This window comes from Nocardia sp. NPDC050435, assembly GCF_040655395.1.
Taxonomy (GTDB): Bacteria; Actinomycetota; Actinomycetes; order Mycobacteriales; family Mycobacteriaceae; genus Nocardia.
Genome location: NZ_JBFAJW010000009.1, coordinates 252,027 through 276,869, shown reverse-complemented (window position 1 = coordinate 276,869; position 24,843 = coordinate 252,027). Strand labels below are relative to the sequence as shown.

At 69.0% G+C, this 24,843-nt stretch carries 26 protein-coding genes and 1 tRNA gene; 20 read left to right on the top strand and 7 right to left on the bottom strand.

The window, feature by feature from the left end; genetic code table 11:
- Window positions 1-113 precede the first annotated feature (113 nt).
- The 12 genes from AB0I43_RS27170 to AB0I43_RS27115 all read left to right on the top strand — a co-directional run bounded on the left by AB0I43_RS27170 (window position 114) and on the right by AB0I43_RS27115 (window position 11,805).
- The gene (locus AB0I43_RS27170) at window positions 114-302 is read left to right on the top strand and encodes a ferredoxin (protein WP_356974902.1); all 189 of its coding nucleotides are present in this window, start codon (window positions 114-116) and stop codon (window positions 300-302) included.
- A gap of 44 nt (window positions 303-346) precedes the next feature.
- Window positions 347-1,252: a 3-oxoacyl-ACP reductase gene (locus AB0I43_RS27165; RefSeq protein ID WP_356974904.1), complete on the top strand. Its 906-nt coding sequence runs from the start codon at window positions 347-349 to the stop codon at window positions 1,250-1,252.
- 355 nt (window positions 1,253-1,607) lie between these two features.
- Window positions 1,608-2,372 (top strand): ABC transporter permease, encoded by a 765-nt coding sequence (locus tag AB0I43_RS27160; RefSeq protein ID WP_356974906.1) that lies wholly within the window; start codon window positions 1,608-1,610, stop codon window positions 2,370-2,372.
- A gap of 4 nt (window positions 2,373-2,376) precedes the next feature.
- Window positions 2,377-3,228: an ABC transporter permease gene (locus AB0I43_RS27155; protein WP_356974908.1), complete on the top strand. Its 852-nt coding sequence runs from the start codon at window positions 2,377-2,379 to the stop codon at window positions 3,226-3,228.
- A gap of 14 nt (window positions 3,229-3,242) precedes the next feature.
- Window positions 3,243-4,415 (top strand): MCE family protein, encoded by a 1,173-nt coding sequence (locus tag AB0I43_RS27150; protein WP_356974910.1) that lies wholly within the window; start codon window positions 3,243-3,245, stop codon window positions 4,413-4,415.
- Window positions 4,412-5,440 carry an MCE family protein gene (locus AB0I43_RS27145; RefSeq protein ID WP_356974912.1) on the top strand — a complete coding sequence of 343 codons (1,029 nt, stop codon included), beginning with the start codon at window positions 4,412-4,414 and terminating at the stop codon, window positions 5,438-5,440. The genes AB0I43_RS27150 and AB0I43_RS27145 overlap by 4 nt, the downstream gene beginning before the upstream one ends.
- A complete protein-coding gene (locus AB0I43_RS27140; RefSeq protein WP_356974914.1) occupies window positions 5,433-6,506 on the top strand; it encodes an MCE family protein in 1,074 nt (357 codons plus the stop codon). Before AB0I43_RS27145 ends, AB0I43_RS27140 begins: the two co-directional genes overlap by 8 nt.
- Window positions 6,503-7,747 carry an MCE family protein gene (locus AB0I43_RS27135; RefSeq protein WP_357432799.1) on the top strand — a complete coding sequence of 415 codons (1,245 nt, stop codon included), beginning with the start codon at window positions 6,503-6,505 and terminating at the stop codon, window positions 7,745-7,747. Before AB0I43_RS27140 ends, AB0I43_RS27135 begins: the two co-directional genes overlap by 4 nt.
- Window positions 7,744-8,973, top strand: coding sequence for an MCE family protein (locus tag AB0I43_RS27130; protein ID WP_356974918.1), 1,230 nt, complete (start codon window positions 7,744-7,746; stop codon window positions 8,971-8,973). Before AB0I43_RS27135 ends, AB0I43_RS27130 begins: the two co-directional genes overlap by 4 nt.
- On the top strand, window positions 8,970-10,397 hold the full coding sequence (locus AB0I43_RS27125) for an MlaD family protein (protein ID WP_356974920.1): 1,428 nt from the start codon (window positions 8,970-8,972) through the stop codon (window positions 10,395-10,397). Before AB0I43_RS27130 ends, AB0I43_RS27125 begins: the two co-directional genes overlap by 4 nt.
- On the top strand, window positions 10,394-11,320 hold the full coding sequence (locus AB0I43_RS27120; RefSeq protein WP_356974921.1) for a hypothetical protein: 927 nt from the start codon (window positions 10,394-10,396) through the stop codon (window positions 11,318-11,320). The genes AB0I43_RS27125 and AB0I43_RS27120 overlap by 4 nt, the downstream gene beginning before the upstream one ends.
- The gene (locus AB0I43_RS27115; RefSeq protein ID WP_356974923.1) at window positions 11,317-11,805 is read left to right on the top strand and encodes a h domain protein; all 489 of its coding nucleotides are present in this window, start codon (window positions 11,317-11,319) and stop codon (window positions 11,803-11,805) included. The genes AB0I43_RS27120 and AB0I43_RS27115 overlap by 4 nt, the downstream gene beginning before the upstream one ends.
- On the opposite strand, the gene AB0I43_RS27110 is transcribed toward AB0I43_RS27115, so the two are convergent.
- The 4 genes from AB0I43_RS27110 to AB0I43_RS27095 form a co-directional block, all read right to left on the bottom strand.
- Window positions 11,802-13,358 carry a HAMP domain-containing sensor histidine kinase gene (locus tag AB0I43_RS27110; RefSeq protein WP_356974924.1) on the bottom strand — a complete coding sequence of 519 codons (1,557 nt, stop codon included), beginning with the start codon at window positions 13,356-13,358 and terminating at the stop codon, window positions 11,802-11,804. The two genes, AB0I43_RS27115 and AB0I43_RS27110, sit on opposite strands and share 4 nt — an antisense overlap.
- Window positions 13,355-14,098 carry a response regulator transcription factor gene (locus AB0I43_RS27105; RefSeq protein ID WP_356974925.1) on the bottom strand — a complete coding sequence of 248 codons (744 nt, stop codon included), beginning with the start codon at window positions 14,096-14,098 and terminating at the stop codon, window positions 13,355-13,357. Before AB0I43_RS27105 ends, AB0I43_RS27110 begins: the two co-directional genes overlap by 4 nt.
- 65 nt (window positions 14,099-14,163) lie before the next feature.
- Window positions 14,164-15,729, bottom strand: coding sequence for a trehalose-6-phosphate synthase (locus AB0I43_RS27100; protein WP_356974927.1), 1,566 nt, complete (start codon window positions 15,727-15,729; stop codon window positions 14,164-14,166).
- A 111-nt stretch (window positions 15,730-15,840) separates the two neighbouring features.
- Entirely contained in the window at window positions 15,841-16,011 is a 171-nt protein-coding gene (locus AB0I43_RS27095) for a hypothetical protein (RefSeq protein WP_169333842.1), read from the bottom strand.
- A 122-nt stretch (window positions 16,012-16,133) separates the two neighbouring features.
- Here AB0I43_RS27095 and AB0I43_RS27090 point away from each other — a divergent pair, with 122 nt between their 5' ends.
- The 4 genes from AB0I43_RS27090 (at window position 16,134) to AB0I43_RS27075 (ending at window position 18,204) form a co-directional block, all read left to right on the top strand.
- Window positions 16,134-16,967, top strand: a complete 834-nt coding sequence (locus tag AB0I43_RS27090) for an alpha/beta hydrolase (protein ID WP_356974929.1) — start codon at window positions 16,134-16,136, stop codon at window positions 16,965-16,967.
- Between the two features lie 153 nt (window positions 16,968-17,120).
- Window positions 17,121-17,363 carry an MbtH family protein gene (locus AB0I43_RS27085; protein ID WP_011207082.1) on the top strand — a complete coding sequence of 81 codons (243 nt, stop codon included), beginning with the start codon at window positions 17,121-17,123 and terminating at the stop codon, window positions 17,361-17,363.
- A 117-nt stretch (window positions 17,364-17,480) separates the two neighbouring features.
- Window positions 17,481-17,552 (top strand) — tRNA-Thr (locus AB0I43_RS27080).
- 22 nt (window positions 17,553-17,574) lie between these two features.
- Entirely contained in the window at window positions 17,575-18,204 is a 630-nt protein-coding gene (locus AB0I43_RS27075) for a Uma2 family endonuclease (RefSeq protein WP_357432798.1), read from the top strand.
- On the opposite strand, the gene AB0I43_RS27070 is transcribed toward AB0I43_RS27075, so the two are convergent.
- Window positions 18,201-18,626: an HIT family protein gene (locus AB0I43_RS27070; RefSeq protein WP_356974932.1), complete on the bottom strand. Its 426-nt coding sequence runs from the start codon at window positions 18,624-18,626 to the stop codon at window positions 18,201-18,203. The genes AB0I43_RS27075 and AB0I43_RS27070 overlap by 4 nt on opposite strands.
- Before the next feature lie 20 nt (window positions 18,627-18,646).
- Window positions 18,647-19,024 carry a PH domain-containing protein gene (locus tag AB0I43_RS27065; RefSeq protein ID WP_356974934.1) on the bottom strand — a complete coding sequence of 126 codons (378 nt, stop codon included), beginning with the start codon at window positions 19,022-19,024 and terminating at the stop codon, window positions 18,647-18,649.
- A 110-nt stretch (window positions 19,025-19,134) separates the two neighbouring features.
- On the opposite strand from AB0I43_RS27065, the gene purD reads away from it, so the two are divergent.
- Window positions 19,135-20,406: a phosphoribosylamine--glycine ligase gene (gene purD, locus AB0I43_RS27060; RefSeq protein WP_357432797.1), complete on the top strand. Its 1,272-nt coding sequence runs from the start codon at window positions 19,135-19,137 to the stop codon at window positions 20,404-20,406.
- On the opposite strand, the gene AB0I43_RS27055 is transcribed toward purD, so the two are convergent.
- A complete protein-coding gene (locus tag AB0I43_RS27055; protein ID WP_357432796.1) occupies window positions 20,403-21,389 on the bottom strand; it encodes a M23 family metallopeptidase in 987 nt (328 codons plus the stop codon). The two genes, purD and AB0I43_RS27055, sit on opposite strands and share 4 nt — an antisense overlap.
- Before the next feature lie 87 nt (window positions 21,390-21,476).
- On the opposite strand from AB0I43_RS27055, the gene AB0I43_RS27050 reads away from it, so the two are divergent.
- The 3 genes from AB0I43_RS27050 (at window position 21,477) to purB (ending at window position 24,834) form a co-directional block, all read left to right on the top strand.
- Window positions 21,477-22,634 (top strand): pyridoxal phosphate-dependent aminotransferase, encoded by a 1,158-nt coding sequence (locus AB0I43_RS27050; RefSeq protein WP_357432795.1) that lies wholly within the window; start codon window positions 21,477-21,479, stop codon window positions 22,632-22,634.
- Between the two features lie 133 nt (window positions 22,635-22,767).
- Window positions 22,768-23,409, top strand: a complete 642-nt coding sequence (locus AB0I43_RS27045; protein WP_356974942.1) for a TetR family transcriptional regulator — start codon at window positions 22,768-22,770, stop codon at window positions 23,407-23,409.
- 3 nt (window positions 23,410-23,412) lie between these two features.
- A complete protein-coding gene (purB, locus tag AB0I43_RS27040) occupies window positions 23,413-24,834 on the top strand; it encodes an adenylosuccinate lyase (protein WP_356974944.1) in 1,422 nt (473 codons plus the stop codon).
- Window positions 24,835-24,843: the final 9 nt, after the last annotated feature.

Below are 24,843 nucleotides of genomic sequence, written 5' to 3'. Positions count from 1 at the left end.
ATTGCATATCGACTGAAACATGTTCCAGTATTGAGTGCGGATCCGCGCGATGGCGGCACAGCCCGCCGTCATCGCTTGTAGGCTTCCGAACAGACTCGTATGAAGGAGTAACCATGAAGGTCGCAGTCGATTTCGACCAGTGCGAGGCCAATGGAATCTGTGTCGGATTCGCCCCCGACGTGTTCGAACTCGATGACGAGGATCAGTTGCACGTCTTGGTCGACGACATCCCGGCCGACCAGCTCGAAGTGGTCAAGGACGCGGTCGCCCAGTGCCCGAAGGCCGCACTGAAGCTGATCTGATCGGTGCTTGCCACATAACAGGAACACGTTCTAAAGTCGGCCCGGTGAGCACTGAACTTAACTTGGCGGGCAAGGTCGCGATCGTCACCGGCTCCGGTGCCGGACTGGGGAAGGCCGAGGCGCTGGCCCTGGCCGCGGCGGGCGCGTCGGTCGTGGTCAACGACCTGGCCGAGAGCCCGGCGGTCGCCGAAACCCTGACCGAGATAAGGGCTTTGGGCGCCAAGGCGGAGTTCGTCGCGGGCAGCATCGCCGAGCGGAGCACCGCCGACGCGCTGATCCGCACCGCCGACGAGGCGTTCGGCAGCGTGGACATCGTGGTCAACAACGCGGGCATCACCCGCGACAAGATGTTGTTCAACATGTCCGACGAGGATTTCGACGCGGTGCTCGCCGTGCATCTGCGCGGGCACTTCCTGCTCACCCGCAACGCCGCCGCCTACTGGCGCGGCAAGTCCAAGGCGGCGGGTGCGCCGGTTTACGGGCGGCTGATCAACACCTCCTCCGAGGCCGGTCTGCTCGGCCCCGCCGGGCAGGGCAACTACGGCGCGGCCAAGGCGGGTATCACCGCGCTGACGCTGACCGCCGCCCGCGCGCTGTCGCAGTACGGCGTGCGCGCCAACGCGATCGCGCCGCGCGCCCGGACCGCCATGACCGAGGCGGTCTTCTCCGATGCTCCCGAGGGCGGCGTCGATCCGCTGTCCCCGGAGCATGTCGCCCGCTTGGTCGCCTACCTGGCCTCGCCCGCGGCCGACACGGTCAGCGGTCAGCTCTTCGTCGTCTACGGGCCGATGGTGGCGCTGATGGCCGCTCCCGTGGTGGAGCGGCGCTTCGATGCCGCGGGCGATCAGTGGGAGGCGGGCGACCTCGCGGCGACCCTCGGCGGGTACTTCGCCGACCGCCCCGCCGATCGCACCTTCTCCGCGGGCCCCGCGCTGAGCGAGTTGGGCTGACGCACCAGGTTTCCTGGGCGAAATCCCAAGTTTCCGGTGCTCAGCGGCCGGATTCGGGTTGCTGACCGGTGGCGCGCCCGGCGGTCAGAACCTGATCAAGTGTCCAATTGTTGATCACCGCACTCGACTTTGTTAGACATGGGAGTCGACGTGTGTGGCGGCTCACAAAGCCCGCAGCGGACAAAACTGACACACGTTTCAAATACATAGGCTGATTATGGGGATATGCGCACTTCAAAAGTGAGCAAAACCTCACGGCCATCAAGTGAACATGTTCTAATCATTCCGGCGACGCGGCCCTCGGGTGGGGCCGTGCCGTCAGCAATACGAGCACGTTGAGCAAGGAGGATCGCGAATGAACGAGGTCCTTGCCGTGCCGTTGCGGGCCGTCGGGGGGTTCTTCGAACTTGTCGCCGACGTGGCCCGGGCGAGCATTCGCAGGCCCTTCCAGTTGCGTGAGTTCATCGATCAGTCCTGGTTCATCGCGCGCGTTTCCATCGTGCCGACCCTGCTGGTCGCGATCCCGTTCACCGTCCTGGTGAGCTTCACGCTGAACATCCTGTTGCGCGAGATCGGCGCCGCCGACCTCAGCGGAGCGGGGGCGGCCTTCGGCGCCGTCACCCAGATCGGCCCGATGGTCACCGTGCTGATCGTGGCCGGCGCCGGCGCCACCGCGGTCTGCGCGGACCTGGGCGCCCGCACCATCCGCGAAGAGATCGACGCCATGCGCGTCCTGGGCATCGACCCGATCCATCGCCTGGTGGTACCGCGCGTGCTGGCCTCGATGTTCGTGGCGCTGCTGCTGAACAGCCTGGTGTGCACCATCGGCATCGTCGGCGGCTTCCTGTTCTCGGTGTACCTGCAGGACGTCAACCCCGGATCGTTCGTCAACGGCATCACCCTGCTGACCCACCTGCCCGAGCTGATCATCTCCGAGGTCAAAGCCGGGCTGTTCGGCCTGATCGCCGGACTGGTGGCCTGCTACCTGGGCCTGAACGTCAAGGGCGGCCCCAAGAGTGTCGGTGACGCGGTGAACCAGACCGTGGTGTTCGCGTTCATGGCCCTGTTCGTGGTGAACGTGGTGGCCACCGCGGTCGGCATCAAGTTCGCGGCGCGGTGACCTGATGGCATTCGTGATCAGCTCGCGCTTCCCGAAGACCGTCCGGCGGGCCCGGCGCGTCTCGGACTCGCTGGACTCGGTCGGCAAGCAGGCGCTGTTCTACGGCGAGACCGTGGCCTCGCTGCCGCGCGCCCTGCTGCACTACCGCACCGAGACCATCCGCCTGATCGCCGAGATCAGCATGGGCACCGGCGCTCTGGCGGTGATCGGCGGCACCGTCGTCATCGTCGGCTTCCTCACGCTGTTCGCCGGCGGCACCATCGCGGTGCAGGGCTACAGCTCGCTCGGCAACATCGGCGTCGAGGCGCTCACCGGCTTCTTCTCCGCGTTCATCAATGTGCGCATCGCGGCGCCGGTGATCTCCGGCATCGGCCTGGCCGCCACCATCGGCGCGGGTTCCACCGCGCAGCTGGGCGCCATGCGGGTCTCCGAGGAGATCGACGCGCTGGAGACCATGGCCATCCGCCCGGTGCCCTACCTGGTCGGCACCCGCGTGCTGGCCGGGATGATCGCGATCATCCCGCTCTACGCGCTCGCGGTGATCATGTCGTTCCTGGCGGCGCGCTTCGCCACCGTGGTCATCTACGGGCAGTCCGCCGGCGTCTACGACCACTACTTCTCCACCTTCCTGATCCCGAGCGACATCCTGTGGTCGTTCGCGCAGGCGATCCTGATGGCCCTGGCCGTCATGATGATTCACACCTACTACGGCTATACGGCCGCGGGCGGCCCGGTGGGCGTCGGCATCGCGGTCGGCAACGCGGTGCGTGCCTCGCTGGTCGCGGTGGTCACGGTGACGCTGCTGGTGTCGCTGGCCATCTACGGCACCTCCGGTAACTTCCACCTCTCCGGATAACGGGTATGGGAACGATGAAGCTCAAATTGGCCGGCGCCGCAATGGTGCTCGCGTTGGCCGCAATCGTCGCGGTGGCGATGGTGATGTTCGTGGGCGGGTTCACCTCGACCGAGACCGTCACCATCACCGCGCCGCGCAGCGGCCTGGTCCTCGACACCGACGCCAAGGTGAAGGTGCGCGGCGTCGAGATCGGCCGGGTCGCCTCGGTCGACCACGCCGCCGACTCCGCGCGACTACGCCTGGAGATCGACCCCGACATGCTGAAGCTGGTGCCCGACAACGCGACCGTGGACATCCGCTCCACCACCGTGTTCGGCGCCAAGTACGTGAACTTCATCGTCCCGGAACAGCCTTCGAAGTCCGCGCTGCGGCCGGGCGCGATCCTCGCCGCCTCGCAGGTGACCGTCGAATTCAACACCCTGTTCCAGCACCTGTCGGATCTGCTGGCCAAGGTGGAGCCGGACAAGCTGAACGCGACCATGGCCGCTCTGGGTACCGCGCTGCAAGGGCGGGGCGCCAAGCTCGGTGAGCTGCTCTCCACCAGCAACAGCTACCTGCGCGACACGGTGAACCCGTATCTGCCCACGTTGCAGACGGATCTGAACAAGACCGCCGACGTCGCCGACATCTACGGCGACACCGTCGGCGACCTGCTGGCCGTGATGGACAACGCCACCGCCACCAGCCGCACCTTCGCCGAGGAAGCCGGCAACGTCGACGAACTGCTGACCAATGTGATCGGCCTGGCCGACACCACCGGTTCGGTGTTGCGGGACAACGAGACCCGGTTGATCACCGCGCTGGATCTGATGACCCCGACCGTGCAGCTGCTCTACGACTACAACCCCGCGACCGAGTGCCTGATCAACGGCATCGGCGAACTGATGCCGCTGGCCGAGGAGATCTTCGGCGGCATGTACGACGGCGTCGGCATGAACACCAACTTCCAGCTGGGTTCCAAGCCCTACACCTACCCCAACGACCTGCCGAAGGTGAACGCCACCGGCGGCCCGCACTGCGAGGGCGTGACCAACCGCGCGCCGGAGAGCCACTCCGACTACGTGGTCACCGACACCAGCGAGGGGACACCGTACGTGCCGAACGCGACGCCGCCGCGCTTCCACGACAACCCGCCCAAGGTCTTCCAAATCCTGTTCTCTGGCCTGCCGGGGGTGCCGAAGCCGTGAAAAACACCGCTACGACAGTCAAATTGGCCATCTTCACCCTGGTGATGTCGCTGATCTTCGCCGGCCTCGTGGTCGTGTTCAGCCAGATGCGCTTCTCCCGCGAGCACGCCTACCACGCGGTGTTCACCAGCTCCTCGGGCATGCTGCCCGGCTCCAAGGTGCGGATCGCCGGCGTCCCGGTCGGCTCGGTCACCTCGGTGAAGGTCGGCAAGGACAACCTCGCGCACGTCGAATTCGACGTGGACCGCCGCTACCGGCTGCTGGCCAGCACCCGCGCCACGATCAAGTACGAGAACCTGGTCGGCGACCGCTACATGGAACTGCTCGAGGGCCCCGGCACGGCGGACACCCTGCGCGAGGGCGGCACCATCGGCAAGGACCAGACCGCCCCCGCGCTGGATCTGGACATGCTGCTCGGCGGCTTCAAACCGCTGCTGCGCGGGCTGGATCCGGGCCAGGTCAACGATCTGACCAGCGCGCTGCTGCAGATCTTCCAGGGCCAGGGCGGCACGCTGGTCTCGCTGCTCAACAGCGGCGGCTCCTTCGCCAAGACCCTGGCCGACCGGGATCAGCTGATCGGCAACGTGATCGACAACCTGAACACGGTGCTGGCCACCATCGATCAGCGCGGCGACCAATTCGCCACCACCCTCGACGAATTGCAGCGCCTGATCACCGGCCTGGCCGAGAACAAGGACCCGATCGGCGACGCGGTGCCGCGCATCGCGGGCGCCACCGGCGACCTGACCGACCTGCTGGCCCAGGCCCGGCCGGATCTGGCCGGCACCATCGGCAACCTCGGCCGGCTCTCCACCAACCTCGACAACGGCAGCGACACCCTGGAGTGGGTGCTCGAGCGGCTGCCCGACACCTACAAGAAGCTGATCCGCATCGGCTCCTACGGCTCGTTCCTGCAGCTCTACATCTGCGGCACCTGGCTGCTCGTGGACGGCCCCGACGGCAAGCCGATCGAGATGACCCTGCCGGGCGGGCAGACGACCGGAAGGTGTGCGAGCGATGGCTGATTCCAAGAGGTCACCGGCCATCACGATCGGTGTCGTCGGCATCGTCGTGGCGGTGTGCGTGTCGCTGACCGCGCTGCAGTTCACCCAGTTGCCGTTCATCCGCGGCGGCGCGAACTTCACCGCGTTCTTCGCCGACGCCGGCGGACTGGTGCCCGGTGACGCGGTGCAGGTCGCCGGCGTCCGCTCCGGTGAGGTCGACAAGGTCGAGCTCGACGGCGCGAAGGTGCTGGTGAAGTTCAGCCTGGACGAGGCGATCGTGCTGGGGGACAAGTCCTCCGCCGCGATCAAGACCAACACGGTGCTGGGCCGCAAGTCGCTCGAGATCACCCCCGCCGGGCACGGGGCGCTGCGCACCGCGGACACGATTCCGCTGGATCGCACCACCTCTCCGTACTCGCTCAACGACGCGCTCAGCGAGCTGGGCGCGACGGTCCAGGGCCTGGACATGCAGCAGGTCGACAAGACCCTGGACGCGCTCTCGGAGACCTTCGCCGACACCCCGGCGCCGCTGCGCTCGGCGCTGGACGGGGTCACGGCCTTGTCGCGCAGCATCAACGCCCGGGACGAGGCGCTGAGCCAGCTGCTCACCCGCGCCCAGAACGTCACCAAGATCCTGGCCGACCGCAGCAACCAGATCAGCGCGCTGCTGCTCGACGGCAACAATCTGCTCGGTGAACTGGACCGGCGGCGGGCCGCGATCGGCCAGCTGATCGTGAACGTGAACGGGGTCGCCCAGCAGCTGACCGGCCTGGTCAACGACAACGAGCCGCAGCTGAAGAACACACTGGACCGGCTGAATTCGGTGCTGGCGGTGCTCGAGCGCAACAAGCAGAACATCCACGACGCGCTCGACAGCCTCGGGCCCTACGCGGCCGCGCTCGGCGAGCAGGTCGGCAGCGGCCCGTGGTTCAACGCCTACGTGGCCAACGCGACCTCCCCGGCGCTGCAGGTCCTCGCCGACGCCATGGCGTGGCCGCAGCACCTGCCGGAGAGCCTGCGCGCGATGTTCCTGGAGCCGAATCCCTTCACCACCATCAAACCGTCAGAAGAGGATCCGCCGCGATGACGTTGCAGAACAAGGTCGCCGAGCTGCCGCGCTGGGTGCTGGTGGTCGCCGGCGTGCTGGTCGCCGCACTGGTGGTGGTGGGTGTGTACAACGGTGTCACCCGGATCGGCAAAACCAGTGTGACCGCGTATTTCCAGTCCACCAACGGGCTCTACGTCGGCGACGACATCCGCGTGCTCGGCGTCAAGGTCGGCACGATCGATGTCATCGAGCCGGGGCCGGAGCGGGTCAAGGTGGAGTTCACGCTGGACCGCGGCGTCGAGCTCCCGGCCGACGCCAAGGCCGTGATCATCTCGCCGTCGCTGGTCTCGGCGCGCTTCATCCAGCTGGCGCCCGCCTACACCGGCGGCCCGAAGCTGGCCGACGACGCGCAGATCCCGATCGAGCGCACCGCGGTGCCGGTCGAATGGGACGACATCAAGGCCGAACTGTCCAAGCTGGCCACCACATTGGGTCCGGTCGGCGACGACGAGCAGGGCTCCTTCGGCCGGTTCCTGGACACCGCGGCCGCCAATATCGACGGCAACGGCCAGAAGTTCCGCGACACCCTGCGCGAGCTGTCGGCGACGCTGGGCACGCTCTCGGACGGGCGGACCGACCTCTTCGGCACCATTCGCAACCTGCAGAAATTCGTCGAGGTGCTCTCGGCCAGCAACGAGCAGATCGTGCAGTTCGGCGGCCGGCTGGCCTCGGTCAGCGACGTGCTCGCCGACACCTCCGCCGATCTCGGTGCGGGACTGGACAATCTGGATATCGCGCTGGCCGACGTGAAGCGCCTGATCGAGGGCAGCGGCGCCGAGCTCACCGAGGGCATGTCGCGCCTGGCGAGCGTCACGCAGATCCTGCTGGACAAGCGGCCCGAGATCGAGCGGGTGCTGCACTCCGGCCCCACCGCGCTGGTGAACTTCTACCAGATCTACAGCCCGGCCCAGGGCACCCTGGGCGGCGCCGTCGCCCTGAACAACCCGGCCGATCCGCTGAGCTTCCTGTGCGGCTCGATCGAGGCCATCGAGAGCAACGACTCCGCCCGCAGCGCCGAGCTGTGCGCGCAGATGATCGCCCCCGTGATCAGTTCGGTCGCGATGAACTACGCGCCGATCATGACCAACCCGGCCACCGGCGTGCACGCCTTCCCGGATCAGCTGGTGTACAGCCCGCAGAGCCTGGCCGGTCAGGCCGCGCCCGAGGTCACCGTGCCCAACGATGTCGCCGGGCTCGCCATTCCAGGAGGAACCCGATGATCGGCAATTCGCGCCGGCGCCTCGTCGCGCTCGCGCTGGGCGCCGCGGTGACGCTGTCGGTCTCCGGCTGCGAATGGGACGGGCTGAACTCGATGCCGCTGCCCGGTGCCGAAACCGCCGACGGCGCTTATGAAGTGCGCATCCAGATGCCGAATGTCACGACGCTGACCCGGAATTCGCCGGTGCGCGTCGCGGACGTGACGGTCGGCACGGTCACCGGCATCGAGGTGGAGGGCTGGCACGCGCTGGTCACCGTCGCGCTGCATCCCGATGTGCGCCTGCCCGCCAACGCCGTGGCCAAGATCGGCCAGACCAGCTTGCTCGGCAGCAACCACGTCGAGCTGGCCGCGCCGACGGACATCGCGCCGCAGGGGCAGTTGCGGGCGGGCGATGTCATCCCGCTGGAGCGGGCCGGGGCCTACCCGACCACCGAGCAGGTGCTGTCCTCGCTCTCGGTGGTGCTCAACGGCGGCGGCATCTCGCAGCTGGAAACCATCACCCGGGAACTCAATACCGCCCTGCACGGCCGGGAGAACGACATCCGGGACCTGCTGCCGCAGCTCAACACCCTGACCACCGGCCTGAACCAACAGACCGCGGACATCATCCGCGCCATGGAGGGCCTGGACTACCTGGGCGGCCAGCTGGCCGAGCAGCGCGATGTCATCGGCAAGGCCATCGACGAGATCCATCCGGCGCTCACCGTGCTGGCCGACCGCACCCGCAGCATCACCGACGCGGTCACCGCACTCGGCGATCTCAGCGACGTCGCCGACCGGATCATCGACGCCAGCGGCACCGACCTCAAGACCAACCTGGCCAACCTCTCCCCGATCCTGGACACCCTCGCCAACACCGGGACTAACCTCATCGAGGCGCTGAAGATCCTGCCGACCTTCCCGTTCCCGATGAAGAACATCACCAAGGCGATCAAGGGCGACTACATGAACCTGTGGATCACCGTGGATCTCACCGGGAAACGCCTGGACGCCAACTGGCTCTCGGGCACTCCGCTCGGCGGCCGCTTCGGCGGTCCGGAAGGTGTGGTCGGCAGCTTCGCGCCCACCACCGCGACCGACGGCGGCAACCCGGCCACGGCCCCGTTGACGCCGAGCGCCACCCCGGCGCCGAGCATCCCCGGCCTGCCCTCGATACCGGGGCTGCCCGCCATCCCCGGCCTCACGGTGCCGTTGGAGAACACCGCACCGCAAGGAGCCCCCCGATGACGCTGACGCGGTTCGTCCGGATCCAGCTGATGATCTTCGCCGTGCTCACGGTGATCGGCCTGGTGGTCATGGGCGGTGTGTACGTGCAGGTGCCCGCCATGCTGGGCATCGGGCGCTATGACGTCACGGTGCGCCTGGCCGCCACCGGCGGGCTCTACGAGACCGCGAACGTGGCCTATCGCGGCACCAATATCGGCAAGGTGGAGTCGGTGGTGCTCACGCCGGACGGCGTCGAGGCGAAACTGTCCATCGACAGCGATCAGAAGATCCCGTCCGATGTGGTGGCCTGGGTGCGCAGCGTGTCCGCGATCGGCGAGCAGTACGTCGACCTGGTTCCGGCCGACGACCCCAAGGGCGGCAACCTGTCCGACGGCGCGGTGATCGCCCAGGACCGCACCAAGCTGCCCCAGGATGTGGGCAGCCTGCTGGACCAGACCGACCGGCTGCTGTCCACCGTCACCAACACCCAGCTGCGCCAGGTCATCGACGAGGCCTTCCACGCCTTCAACGGCGCGGGCCCGGATCTGCAGCGCTTCATCGACTCGGCGGCGCTGCTGATCCAGGAGGCGAACAACAGCGCCGAGCCGACCAAGAAGCTGCTGGATCAGATCGGCCCGCTGCTGGACACCCAGATCGAATCCGAGGCCGCCATCCGGTCCTGGACCCAGGACCTCGCGACCGTGACCGATCAACTGCGCCAGCATGATCCGGCGCTGCGCGGCATTCTGCGCGACGGCCCCTCGGCCATGCAGACGGTCAGCGCGCAGTTCGAGTCGTTGCGGCCCACGCTGCCGCTGCTGCTGAACAACCTGGTCAGTCTCGGGCAGGTCGGCGTCACGTATCACGCTGGGCTGGAACAGATCCTGGTGGTCTTCCCGCCGCTGATCGCGGCGCTCAAGACGATCATCCGGGGCCCGTCCAAGTACGGCGCGATGGTGAATTTCCAAGCGATCGTGAATGATCCGCCCGCGTGCACCACGGGCTTCCTGCCCGCGGATCAGCGCCGCTCGCCCGCCGACCTCAGCTTCATCGACAGTCCGGGGGGCCTGTACTGCAAGGTGCCGCAGGATTCGCCGATCAGCGTGCGCGGCATCCGCAACACCCCGTGCGCCGAGTTCCCCGGCCGCCGCGCGCCGACGCCGGAACTGTGCCGGACCGGCTATGTCCCCGAGGGCGACAACCCGGCCTTCGGACCGGTCACTCCGGCCCAGCCCGCAACCGATCCGCAAACCCCGGATGTGACTCCGGTCGCACCGGCGTCCTATGGTGGCCAGACACCCGCGGCGGCTCGGAACTACGACCCGGACACCGGGGTGTACATCGGTACCGACGGTAGAACCTACCGGCAAGGCGATGTCGGGCCCGGCGGATCGGGCACGATACCGGCGAACTGGCAGGCCATGTTCGAGGAGCAACAACGATGACCCAGAACAACGGCGAGACACCCCGCACGCGCAGGCGTGCGGGCAGACCGGCCGGACCTCCGGTCGAAGACATCGGAGCCGCGGCCCCGGGTTCCGCCGTTGTCCAGGACACCGAGAGCGCCGCTGCCGCCGCCCCGGCGGTCACCGAGGAGCCGCCGGCCGCCGCGGGCACCGGTGCGGCTACCGAAAAGATCGCGAAGCCGAGCGCGGCTGCCGGGGGCGCTGATGCCGCCACCGAGCAGGCCGCGGTCGCCGCCACCGGCGAACAGTCCGGCGCCTCCGGCGAAAAGGCCGCCTCGGCCGAGGAGAGCTCCGCCGCTACCGAGAAGGTGGCGCTCACCAAGGACACCGCTGCCGACGCGCCCACGGTCAAGGCCGCCGCGATTCCCGCGGCCGCGGATTTCCTGGGCGGAAACGCCGGGGAATCCGGCGGCAAGCGCGGTCCCGGCCGGATCGTGGCGCTGGCGGCGAGCGTGCTGCTGGTCCTGGCGCTCGTCGTCGGCGCGGGTGCCTCCTTCTACCTGGTGCACAGCAACAACCAGCGCGAGGATCGCCGGACCGAGTACATCCAGGCGGCCCGGCAGGCGGTGCTGAACCTGACCACCATCCGCGCCGACTCCGCCAAGGAGGACGTCGACCGGATCCTGGCCACCGCCTCGGGCAAGTTCAAGACCGAGTTCGACGGCCGCGTCGACCCCTTCCTGCAGATCGTGCAGCAGGCCAAGGTCGTCTCCAACGGCGAGATCATCGAGGCCGCCCTGGTGCGCGACGACGAGAATCAGGCGACCGTGCTGGTGGCCGCCAAGCAGACCCTGACCAACGCGGGCTCCAACGAGCCGCAGACCCGCTTCTACCGGTTCCGGATCACCGTGGACCGCACCGATTCGGGGATGTCCGCGTCGAATGTGGAGTTCGTGGCATGAAACTCGGAACCCGCGGCCTGATCGCCGCCGTCGCCGGCGTGCTGGTGGCCGCCGCCCTGGTCGTCATCGGCATCAACGGCTACCGGTACTGGGACGACCGCCGCGCCGAACAGGCACGTGGCGAGGTCGTCGACGTGGCCGCCCGCTCGGTGTCCGCCATGTTCACCTACGACTTCAACACCGTCGACAAGGAACTGCCCAAGGCGGCAGACGCCCTCTCGCCGAAGTTCCGCGAGGACTACCTCAAGCTGATCAACCAGGCGATCGCGCCGGGCGCCAAGGACAAGCAGCTGACCGTCCGGGCGACCACGCAGGCCGGCGGTGTGGTCTCCGCCGAGCCCGAGCACGCCGTGGTCCTGCTGTTCCTCAATCAGGTCACCACCAGCAAGGACAGCCCGCAGGGCACCACCTCCGGCAGCCGGGTCCGGGTCACCCTGGACAAGTCCGGCGATCGCTGGCTCGTGGACGCGGTCACCCCGGTCTAATCCGGCTCCCGAGGGAGGCGGACGGTGAACGTGGTGCCGGTGCCCTCGACACTGTCGACGGTCACCTTCCCGCGGTGCGCGCTGACGAGGGCCTGCACGATGGACAGCCCCAGCCCGGTGCCGCCGCTGGCGCGGGTCCGTGAGGTGTCGGTGCGATAGAAGCGCTCGAAGACGCGGGCGGCCGCCGCGGCGGGCAGCCCCGGCCCGGTGTCGGCCACGGCGAGCCGGACCTCGTCCGGCTCCGGCGTGAGATGCACGGTGACGGCGGCGTCCGGCGGCGTGTGCGTCAGCGCGTTCTCCAGCAGATTCGCCAGCACCTGACGCAGGCGCATCTCGTCGCCGATGATCTCCAAAGTGCCCGCACCCGAATGGATCTCGAGTTCGATTGGGCGGCGCGGGCCCTCCGGGCGCGTCGCCGCCGCCCGCGCGCGGGCATTGTGGACCGCGTCGCTGGCGACGGTGAGCAGATCGACCGGGCCGAGTTCGAGCGGGCGCTGCGCGTCCAGGCGCGCCAGCATGAGCAGATCCTCGACCAGCAGCCCCATGCGCTGGGCCTCGTGCTCGATGCGGTCCATGAACCGCGCCGCGTCATCGGTGGCGCTGTGCGCACCCACCCCGCCTGCCGCCCCCATTTGCCGGTAGAGCTCGGCGAAGCCGCGGATCGTGGTCAGCGGCGTGCGCAGTTCGTGACTGGCGTCGGCGACGAAACGGCGCATGGTCGCCTCGGATTCGCGGGCCGCGGCCTCCGAGGCCTCGGTCGCGGCGAACGCGGACTGGATCTGCGCGAGCATGCCGTTCAACGACTGCGACAGGCGATCCACCTCGGTGTTGGTGCCGCGCACCGGAACTCGGCGGAACAGATCGCCCCGCGCGATGGCGGCCGCGATGTTCTCCACCCGGCTCAGCGGCCGCAGGCTGCGCCGGATCACGAAGTAGGCCAGCACCGCCAGCACGGCCAGCACCGCGCCCCCGATCAGCAACTGCAGCCTGATCAGCCGGCTGATGGTGTCGTCGTTCTTGGTGAGCGGCAGCGCCACGATGGTGGTGGTGTCGCCGGCGCGCAGCGCCAGCGCGCGCCACTGCACGGGCGCGTCGTCGAGCGAGCCGACGGTCACGGCCCGCGGGCCGTGGATCTGGGTCAGATCGGGCCGGGCCGCGACGTCGTAGGGCGGCAGCACGAGCGGGCCGGCGCCGCTGCCGTTCTCGGTGACGATGTAGAACGGGCTCGGCGGGGTGCGCTGGTCCGGCACCGGAATGGGCAGCGCCGGGCGGGCGATCGTCACCCGCGACATGCCGGCCTCGCGCAGCTGCTGATCGGTCTGGGTGAGCAGGGATTTCTCGAACGCCGAGGTGACGGCCATGCCGGAGGCGAGCAGGCCGAGCGCGGCCAGCGCGACCAGGGCCAGCACCAGGGTGACGCGCAGCGGGATGGCGCCGAGGCGGCGGCCGAGCCAGTCCCTGGCGCGGCGCAGCCGCCCGGGGCGCGGGCGAGTTCCCCTGGGCCCGTGCGGTTTCCGGAACGGGCGGGGCGCGAGCACCCGCTCGGTGCTCATCGCCGCGGCGTCCGCATCACATAGCCGACGCCGCGCAGGGTGTGGATCAGGCGCTGGTCACCGGTGTCGACCTTCTTGCGCAGATACGACACGTAGGTCTCCACGACGCCCACCTCGCCGCCGAAGTCGTAGCGCCACACGTGATCCAGGATGCGCGGCTTGCTCAGCACGGTGCCCGCGTTGACCATGAAGTAGCGCAGCAGCGTGAACTCGGTGGGGGACAGGGCAACCGGTTCGCCCGCCTTCCAGACCTCGTGGGTGTCGTCGTCGAGTTCGATGTCCTCGAAGCGCAGCCGCGAACTCACCGGCTCGGGCGCGCCGTGCCCGGCCCGGCGCAGCACCACGCGCAGCCGCGCCACCACTTCCTCGAGGCTGAAGGGTTTGGTGATGTAGTCGTCGGCGCCCAGGGTCAGCCCGGCCACCTTGTCCTGGACCTCGTCCCGCGCGGTCAGGAACAGCACCGGCGCGGCGATGCCGTCGGCGCGCAGCCGGGGGAGCAACCCGAAGCCGTCCATGCCGGGCATCATCACGTCGACGATCAGCGCGTCCGGGCGGAAGGCCCGCGCCCGGTCCAGGGCCTGCGCGCCGTCGGCCGCCGTCTCCACCTCGAAACCCTGGTAGCGCAGGCTGACGGCGAGCAGCTCGACGATCATGGGCTCGTCGTCGACGACGAGCACCCGGGCCTCGGGGGCCTGCGCCGCCCGGTCGCCCGCCAGGGAATCACTTCGCGATGCTGCCACGCCTCCCATCCTGCGCCAACCCACTGCGAACAGGCTGGACCCAGGCTGGGAGGTTCCTGTGAACGCTAGCGCCGCGGCGAGCGCTCCTCCGGGTAGACGTCGTCGTCGGTGAGCAGCGCGCTGCCCGCGACCTGGTCCTGGGCCAGCGCCTCCAGGAACGAGCGCGCCCAGCGGTCCACGTCGTGGGCGAGCACCTGGCGGCGCAGCGAGCGCATCCGGCGGCGCTTGGTGTCGCGCTCGTCCTCGATGGAGGAGACGATGGCGTCCTTCACGCTGTCCAGGTCGTGCGGGTTGCACAGGTAGGACTGGCGCAATTCCGCTGCCGCGCCGGTGAATTCGCTCAGCACCAGGGCGCCGTTGAGGCCGCTGTGGCAGGCCACGTACTCCTTGGCGACCAGGTTCATGCCGTCGCGCAGCGGGGTCACCAGCATGACGTCGGCGGCCACGAAGAACGCGACCAGCTCCTCGCGCGCGATCGGCCGGTGCAGATAGTGCACGACCGGGTGCCCGACCTCGGCGAACTCGCCGTTGATCCGGCCCACCTGGCGTTCGATGTCGCCGCGCATCTGGATGTAGGACTCGACGCGCTCGCGGCTCGGGGTGGCCAGCTGCACCATGACGGTGTCGGCCGGGTCGATCCGGCCCTCGACGAGCAGTTCCTCCAGCGCGTTGAGCCGGATGTCGATGCCCTTGGTGTAATCCAGCCGGTCCACGCCGAGCAGGATGTGCTTCGGATTGCCCAGTTCCGCACGGATTTTCGCGGCCCGGTCGCGCACCGACTTGCGCCGGGACAGCTCGTCCAGCTCGGCCGAGGCGATCGAGATCGGGAACGCGCCGACCCGCACGGTGCGGAAACCGACCTGCACCACGCCCAGCTTGGAGCGCACGCCGACATTGCCGCGCGAGGTCGGCTGGCCCGCCAGCCGGCGCGCCAGGTACAGGAAGTTCTGCGCGCCACCGGGCAGGTGGAAGCCGATCAGATCGGCTCCGAGCAGACCCTCGATGATCTCGGTGCGCCAGGGCATCTGCATGAACAGCTCGACCGGCGGGAACGGGATGTGCAGGAAGAAGCCGATGGTGAGATCGGGCCGCAGCATGCGCAGCATCTTCGGCACCAGTTGCAGCTGGTAATCCTGCACCCAGACCGTCGCGCCCTCGGCGGCCACCTTCGCGGCGGCCTCGGCGAAGCGACGGTTCACGTTGACGTAGGCGGCCCACCAGGTGCGGTCGTAGGTGGGGCGCACGATCACGTCGTGATAGAGCGGCCACAGGGTGCCGTTGGAGAAGCCCTCGTAGTAGTCGGCGACTTCCTGCGAGCTCAGCGGGACCGGGTGCAGTTCCAGCCCGTCCTCGATGATCGGGTCGACTTCGACGTCGGGGACGCCCGCCCAGCCGACCCAGGCGCCCTTGTTCATCCGGAGCACCGGCTCCAGGGCTGTGACCAGGCCGCCCGGACTGCGCTTCCAGCGGGTGCTGCCGTTGGGTAGTCGCTCCAGGTCGACCGGCAGCCGGTTGGCGACGACGACGAAGCCGGAACCCGCACCACCCTCGATCGGACCTGATTCGGAGTCTGCGGGCGCCGCCTGGGCGGGCTCGGTGTCGGCGGACGGCTGGTCGGTCATCTGGTCCATTCACGCATCCTTCGCGCGTCGTGGTTTCCCGTGTGGGTGTCGCCAGGGGTCGAAATCGACGGCGCCGTTGTCGTCGAACGGTGGTGCGGAGTTACCCGCCCGCCCAGTCTGTTATTCGCCCCGCGCGCTGGGACCGATGCCGAGCATCGACAGCAGCATCCGGCACTCGTCGGCGTCCTCGGCGTAGGCCGCGACAACGCGCTGGGCCTGACGTGCGGTTTCGTCGGCAAGTGGTTCCAGGTCGTCGTCCGCGATGTCGTTCGCGCTACCCTTCGCGGCCATATCGTTTCCTCCCGGCTCATTACGCTCGTGCGTGCGAATAGTCAATGGTATATGGCCTCGGCGTCCGTTCGCGGGTCCCTATACCGTGGGGGCCAGCATCAAACTCCACGAAAGGGTCGACAATGCCGCTGGCCACGGTAAACGGAATTCCCCTCAACTACCAGGTCAAGGGTGACCGGGCCAAGGGCACCGACGCCAAGGGGGGTGGTCCGCTGGTCGTGATGATCATGGGCACCGGCAGCCCCGGCCGAGTCTGGGAGCTACACCAGGTGCCGGCGCTGGTGGCCGCCGGATACCGGGTCTGCACGTTCGACAACCGCGGCATCGCACCCACTTTCGAGGCCGCCGGCGGCATGACGATCGACGAACTGGTCGCCGACACCGCCGCCCTGATCGAACTGCTGGACGAGGGCCCGGCGCTGGTCGTGGGCACCTCGATGGGCGCGCGGGTGGCCCAGGAACTGGCGCTGGCCCGCCCCGAGCTGGTCCGCAAAGCCGTGTTCATGGCCGGGCACGGGCGGCTCGACCAGTTCCAGAAGACGCTCTCGCTCGGCGAGCACGAACTCGACGCGAGCGGGGTGCAGTTGCCCGCCAAGTACGAGGCCGCGCTGACCGCGGTGATGAACCTGTCGCCCGCCACCCTGGCCAACGCCAACTCCGCCCGGGATTGGCTGGATCTGTTCGAGTTCACCGGCGGGCCGGTGCCGCCCGGGATCCGGGCCCAGCGCCGCATGGACCACGATTTCGACCGGGTGCAGGCCTACCGCGGCATCACCGTTCCGTGCCTGGCGATCGGGTTCGCCGACGACCGGATGATCCCGCCGTACCTGTCCCGCGAAGTGGCCGAAATCATTCCGGGCGGTCGCTACCAGGAGATTCCCGATACCGGGCACTTCGGGTACCTGGAGCGACCGGAGGCGGTCAACAAGATCCTGCTCGATTTTTTCGCGGCATGAGGTAACCCCCTACAGGTAACGTCTGCCTTGCTAGGGTCGACACATGCTCGGGGAGTCATCCGGCGCTCGATGTCTTGTGCTGCGCACAAGTCTGGCGCCGGACGGGCCCAGGAGCCGATCCCGTACACAGCGCCAGTATCCAGTGAGGTGAAATTGAGCACCAACCCCTTCGACGACGAAGACGGCCGCTTCTTCGTTCTGGTCAACGATGAGGAACAGCATTCCCTGTGGCCGGCGTTTGCCGAGGTTCCGGCCGGTTGGCGAGTCGTGTTCGGCGAGGACAGCCGGGCCGCCTGCGTCGAATACGTGGAGAAGAACTGGACGGATATGCGTCCGAAGAGCCTGCGTGATGCGATGGCCGCCGATGACGCGGCCCGTCAGGGCGCCCAGTCCTGACCCGCGGTAGCTGAATACTGCGCCGGGGCCGCAAGCTGAGCCGCCGCCCGTGCACGGCACCGTAACTCGGTGTCGCGCGGGCGGCGCGCCCCGCTATGATGGCTTCCGCTCGCACCCGCCTCCTTAGCTCAGTGGTAGAGCACCGCTCTTGTAAAGCGAAGGTCGTCAGTTCAATCCTGACAGGGGGCTCCCGCGAAAAGGGTGATCACCAATGGTGATCACCCTTATCGATTTCGGCGGCACCGACGTCCGCGACAGTCACGAAAGGCCGGAACACGGCATGACGCGTGATATGAGCTGGGATCCGAACGAGGTCGCCGAGACGCTGGCGCGGCTACAGCGCGAGGGCGTCCTGCCGGAATCCCGGATCGAAGCCATGGGCGAACAGATCGTCATGCTGGCCGCGGCTCGCTGGGAGCGCAACGAGATCCAGCAGCAGATCGTCGGTCACGTCCGTGCCCACGGCCTGATGGGCCTCACCACCCAGGATGTGGTGCTGCCCGACGGCCGCGAGCCGATCCCGGACGTGACGGTTCTCGACGGCCCTCCCGCCCCGGGGTCGAAACCGATCGCGGGAGAGACGCTCCTGCTGGTCGAGATCGTGTCCGAAAGCAACTGGCGCAGCGACTACATGGGCAAACTCGAGCGATACGCTTGGGCGGGTGTCCCGGAATACCTGCTCGTCGACCCACGCGACAAGCTGATCCTCCGTTACCAGCGTCCGGACCGGCAGGCCCGCCGCTGGCACGGAAAAGAGGATTTCGCGTTCGGCGACGAAATCCCGCTCCTCTGTCTCCCGGACCACCCGCTCGGCACCGCCGATTGGCCCTCCTACGCCTAGTCCGGGACGTTGGTGGTGTGGCCGAGGTCGCGGAGGGCCTGTTTGATCTTGGTCTGGGCTTCGTCGAGGGATTCGGGGGTGGGGTCGGGGTTGGCGCCGGAGATGTCGAAGTTGCCCATGTCGTAGGCGGGGAAGACGTGCAGGTGCAGGTGGGGGACCTCGAGGCCGGCGATGAGCAGGCCGGCGCGGGGGGCGTCGAAGGCGCGGCGGACGGCCTGGCCGATGATCTGGGCGACGCCGGTGAGGCGGGCGAAGGTCGCGCCGTCGACGTCCTGCCACTGGTCGATCTCCTTGCGCGGAACGACCAGGGTGTGGCCCTGCGTGACCGGCGCGATGGTCAGGAAGGCGACGAATTCGTCGTCCTGCCAGACGAATCGGCCGGGGAACTCACCTTCGATGATCTTGCTGAAGACGGATGCCATGTCTTGCAGCGTATCCGGGCTCACCCGGACACGAAGTGCGACAGGATGCCCTGGACCTCGTAGATGTCGACCTGGCGGTTGAACCGCTTCTGCAGCGGCTCGGCCGTGCCCGCGATCCAGATGACGAGCTCGGCGTCCAGGTCGAAGGTGCCCGCGGTCTCCACCGAGAAATGCGTGATGGCCCGGTACGGGACGCTGTGATAACTCACCTTGCGACCGGTCACGCCCTGCTTGTCGACCAGCACCAGCCGCCGGTTCGTGAACAGGATCGCATCCCGGACCAGGAGGTAGGCGGCGTAGATCTGTTCGTCCTGCCCGAACAGCCGCTGATACTCGTGCTGCGCTTTGGCGGGATCGAGACGACCGGCATTGCCCATGATTCCGTCGATCAGGCCCATGGCGAACCACATCCTTCAGATGTGTTGGAGGCGGTGTGAATTCATCCACACCCGTCCTCAACCATCATCCTCTTGGTGCGCCGCCGGTGTGCCCACTTAAGCTGTTGGCCGTGCGCGTACTCGTGATCGGCTCCGGAGCCCGTGAACATGCTCTCGTTCTTGCCCTGCGCAAGGACCCCGCGGTGACCGCGTTGTTCGCGGCCCCGGGCAACCCCGGCACCGCGCAGCACGCGCAGAACCACCCGATCGATCCGTCCTCCGGGGAGGCGGTGGCGGCGCTGGCCGGTGAGCTGCGCGCCGACCTGGTCGTGATCGGCCCCGAGGTCCCGCTGGTGCTGGGCGTCGCCGACGCGGTGCGCGCGGCGGGCATCGCCTGCTTCGGTCCCTCGGCCGAGGCCGCCCGCATCGAAGGCTCGAAGGCGTTCGCCAAGGACGTGATGACCGCGGCCGGCGTCCGCACCGCGCACAGCGAGATCGTGGACAATCCGGCCGATCTCGACGCCGCGCTGGACCGCTTCGGCCCGACCTGGGTGGTCAAGGACGACGGCCTGGCCGCGGGCAAGGGCGTGGTGGTGACCGCCGACCGCTCGGCGGCCCGCGATCACGGCGCCGAACTGCTGGAGCAGGGCCACCCGGTGCTGCTGGAGTCGTTCCTGGACGGTCCCGAGGTCTCACTGTTCTGCCTGGTCGACGGCGAGACCGTGGTCCCGCTGCTGCCCGCCCAGGACCACAAGCGCGTCGGCGACGGCGACACCGGCCCGAACACCGGCGGCATGGGCGCCTATACCCCGCTGCCGTGGCTGCCCGAGCAGACGGTCACCGCCATCGTCGAGGACGTGGTCGAGCCGGTCGCCGCGGAGATGGTGCGCCGCGGCTGCCCGTTCTCCGGCCTGCTCTACGCGGGTCTGGCGATCGGCGCCGAGGGCCCCGCGGTCGTCGAGTTCAATTGCCGCTTCGGCGATCCGGAGACCCAGGCCGTGCTGGCCCTGCTGGACAGCCCGCTGGGCGAGCTGCTCAACGCCACCGCCACCGGCACGCTCGCCGAGGTCGCCGCTCCGCGCTGGCGCGACGGTTCGGCGATCACCGTGGTGATCGCCGCCGAGAACTACCCGGGCCGCCCGCGGCTGGGCGATGTCATCACCGGCGCCGGCGACGGCGCCTCGGCCGAGAACACCGCCGTGATGCACGCCGGCACGGCCCTGCGCGAGGACGGCGCGCTGGTCTCGGCCGGCGGTCGCGTCCTCAATGTGGTCGGGCGTGGCGCCGACCTGGCCGAGGCCCGCGCCAACGCCTACGCCCGGATCGCGGGAATCAAGCTCGCGGGCAGCCATTTCCGCACCGACATCGGCCTGGCCGCGGTGGAGAACCGGATCAGCGTCTAGAAGCCGAGGCCGCGCTGGGCTAGCCAGGCCTGCGGGTCGATGTGCCGGCCCTGCGCGATGACCTCGAAGTGCAGGTGCGGTCCGGAGGAGTCGCCACGGTTGCCCATGCGGGCGATCTGCATGCCGGCCGGGACCCGTTCGCCGACGGAGACGAAGAAGTCGTACATGTGCCCGTAGACGGTGATGGTGCCGTCGTCGTGGCGGATGCGCACCCACAGGCCGAAGCCCTGGGCGGGCCCGGCGTCGATGACAGTGCCGTTGGCGACGGCGTAGATGGGTGTGCCGATCGGTCCGGCGATGTCGATGCCGTTGTGGAAGGTGCCCCAGCGGGAACCGAATCCGGAGGTGAAAATGCCGCGGGTGGGCAGGACGAGGCCGCCGAGACCGGGCAGGATCGAGCCGGGGGGAAGGGGAGTGCTCGCCGACATCCAGGGCTGGTATTCGCCCGCGGCGGCCGCGGCGGCTTCGGCCTTGGCGCGCTCCAGGGTGGCGCGGGCGGCGGCCGCGACGACGGCTTGTTCGCGGAGGCGTTCGCCGTTGGCGATGGCGGTGAGGTAGCGCTTCACCGAGGGCACGGTGGATTGGATCAGTTGCTCGTGTGCGAAGGCGACGCGCTGAGCCTCGTTGGGGCCGGGCGTGCGTTCGCTGACGCCCCAGTCGAAGGCGGAGTCGGCGGAGGCGAGCAAGGCCACCGCGAGAAAGACGGCCAGTCGCACGCGGTTTCGGTAGAGCAGGGCTCTGTAGTCGCGGTGTCTGTGCTGGTGCCAGAGCAGCCGCAGGTCCGGGCGTGGTCTTCGGGATAGCTCCGCGGCGCGGCGTCTGAGGCCGCCGAGCCAGGCTCTCGGCCGGGCGGGCTCGGGGAGCCGGGCGCGCCAATCGGGCGGGACGACGCCGATGCCACCCACCGTGCGCACCGTGTCGAGCCCCGCGCGGCGGGCGCCGGGCGACGGGGTGCGGCGGGTTAGGCGGGCGCTGTCAAGCATTAGGCCGACCCTAGCCTTTGTCGCGCGTGGGACAAAGGTTGTCCGAGCCCGTGGTGTCGTGGGCGCGGAGCGATTACGGTCTCTCGGGTGCCCAGAGAATCTCGCCGGTCGATCATTCCCACCTTCTACGTGATGGATGTCTGGAAGGCCGCCGCCGAACGCGCCCGCACCCACGGTGACGTGCTCGTTCTCGCCGCGGGGCAGCCCTCGACGCCGGCGCCGGCGCCGGTGCTGCGCGCCACCGAGCAGGCGATCGGCACGGAACTGCTGGGCTACACCGAGACTTTCGGCATCCTGCCGTTGCGCGCGGCGATCGCCGCACACCACCGGGAGAGCTACGGCTACCCGGTGGATCCCGACGACGTGGTGGTGACCACCGGGTCCTCGGGCGCGTTCACCCTGATCTTCCTGGCCGCGTTCGACGCGGGCGACACCGTGGTGGTGGCCCGGCCGGGCTACCCGGCCTACCGGAACACCCTGAACGCCCTGGGCTGCCGGGTGGTCGAGCTGGACTGCCGCGCCGACACCAGGTTCCAGCCGACCGTCGCGATGCTGGAGGCGCTGCCGGAGCCGCCCAAGGGCCTGATCATCGCCAGCCCGGCCAACCCGACCGGCACCATGATCGAACCGGAGGAGCTGGCCGCGATCGCCCGCTGGTGCGACGCGCACGGCACCCTGCTCATCTCGGACGAGATCTATCACGGCATCACCTACGGCGACGAAGGGACTTCCTCCGCCTGGGAGACCTCCCGTAATTCGGTGGTGATCGGCTCGGTCTCCAAGTACTTCTCGATGACGGGCTGGCGCCTGGGCTGGATGCTGGCCCCCGCCGATCTGCGCCCGGCCCTGCAACGCCTGGCCTCGAACATGACCGTCTGCCCGCCCGCGATCTCGCAGTACGCGGCGCTGCACGCGTTCGGGCCGGAGGCGAAAACCGAACTGGACGGCCATGTTTCGCGCTACGCCACCAACCGCAAACTGCTGCTGGACGGGCTCACCTCGCTCGGTATCACCGATCTGGCCCCGGCCGACGGCGCGTTCTACGCCTACGCCGATATCGGGCACCTGACCGACGATTCCCGCGCCTGGTGCGCGCAGGTGCTGGCGGCCACGGGCGTGGCGCTGGCGCCGGGCATCGACTTCGACACGGTCAACGGACACCGGACCGTCCGGTTCTCTTTCGCGGGCGCGACCGCCGACATCGAGACCGCCCTCACGCGGCTCGGCCACCACCTGCGTGGCTGAAGTCCGGTGCCGGGCAACAAGTTTGCCCAGACCCACACCCAGCCGGGATGAATACGGTAAAACATCGATGGCTGGGATTCCTCCTCTAACGATTTCGCACGGGTGAACCGATGACGACTGGCACGATGGCACGGTGATAACCGCGACGACCCCCAAAGGCGAACGGCGTCGCCAGGCTTTGGTAGCGGCCGCCGCCGAGTTGTTACTCGAAGGCGGATTCGATGCGGTGCGGCACAGATCGGTAGCCACGCGCGCCGATCTGCCGCTGGCGTCGACGACGTACTACTTCGAGTCGCTGGAGGACCTGATCGCACGCGCGGTCGAGTTCAGCGGCAACGCGGAGTTGGACGCGATGCGCCGCCGGGTCGGCGAGGTCTCGCACCGCCGCCGTGGCGCCGAGGCCACGGTCGATCTGCTGCTGGATGTGCTGGTGGGCGCCGACGGGCACGAGGAGAGCGGCCTGCGCCAGCTGATCGCCCGCTACGAGCGCTCGGTGGCCTCGGCGCGGCATCCGGAGCTGCGCGAGGTGCAGCTGCGCCTGCGCGCCCAGCTGGACGAGCTGCTCGGCGACGTGCTGCGCCGGTCGGACCGGCTGGTCCGGCACGAGCAGGTGCGCCGGCTGGTCGCGGTGGTGGACGGCGCGGTGGTCGCGGCGCTCACCGAACTCGACCCGGAACCGCGGCGGATGGCGCGCGGCGCGCTGCTGGAGATCATCGATATCGTCGCCCCCGCGACGCCCCAGCAAGCGGACAGGTACCGGGCATTAGACTCGTAACACGTGAGTCTTGTCCCGAACGTCCTCGCCACCCGGTACGCCAGCCCGGAGCTCGTGCACCTCTGGTCGCCCGAGAACAAGATCGTGCTCGAGCGCCGGTTGTGGCTGGAGGTGCTGCGGGCGCAGTCCGAGCTCGGCATCGATGTGCCGGCCGGTGTCGTCGCCGATTACGAGCGCGTCGTCGACCAGGTCGACCTGGCCTCGATCGCCGAGCGGGAGCGGGTCACCCGCCACGACGTGAAGGCGCGCATCGAGGAGTTCAACGCGCTGGCCGGGCACGAGCACGTGCACAAGGGCATGACCAGCCGCGATCTCACCGAGAACGTGGAGCAGCTGCAGATCCGGCTCTCGCTCGAGCACGTGTACGGGCACGGCGTGGCGGTCGCCGCGCGCCTGGCCGAGCGGGCCGCCGAGTACCAGGCGCTGGTGATGGCGGGGCGCTCGCACAACGTCGCCGCGCAGGCCACCACCCTCGGCAAGCGGTTCGCCTCCGCCGCGGACGAGGTGCTGATCGCGCTGGCGCGAGTGCGCGAGCTGATCGATCGCTATCCGCTGCGCGGCATCAAGGGTCCGATGGGCACCGCCCAGGACATGCTCGATCTGCTCGACGGTGATGCCGCCAAGCTGTCCGCGCTGGAGCAGCAGGTCGCCCGGCACCTCGGTTTCGCGACCGTGCTGACCAGCGTCGGCCAGGTGTACCCCCGCTCGCTCGATCACGACGTGCTCTCCGCGCTGGTGCAACTCGGCGCGGGCCCGTCCTCCTTCGCGCACACCATCCGCCTGATGGCCGGCCACGAGCTGGTCACCGAGGGCTTCCAGCCCGGCCAGGTGGGCAGCTCGGCGATGCCGCACAAGATGAACACCCGCTCCTGCGAACGGGTGAACGGCTTGCAGGTGGTGCTGCGCGGTTACGGCTCCATGGCCGCCGAGCTCGCGGGCGCGCAGTGGAACGAGGGCGACGTGTTCTGCTCGGTGGTGCGCCGCGTCGCGCTGCCGGACGCGTTCTTCGCCATCGACGGCATGATGGAAACCTTCCTCACCGTGCTGGCCGAGTTCGGCGCCTACCCGGCCGTGGTGGCGCGCGAGCTGGACCGCTACCTGCCGTTCCTGGCCACCACCCGGATCCTGATCGCCGCGGTGCGCGCGGGCGTCGGACGGGAGACGGCGCACGAGGTCATCAAGGAGCACGCCGTGGCCGTCGCCCTGGCGATGCGCGAGCAGGGCCGGGAACCGGATCTGCTGGATCGCCTGGCCGCCGACGACCGCATGCCGCTGGATCGCGCCGCCCTGGACGCGGCGCTCGCCGACAAGTCCGCGTTCATCGGCGCGGCCGAGGCGCAGGTCTCCGAGGTGCTCGCCGCGGTGACGAAACTGGTCGAGGCCAACCCGGAGAGCGCGCGCTACACGCCCTCGCCGATCCTGTAGACCCGTGCG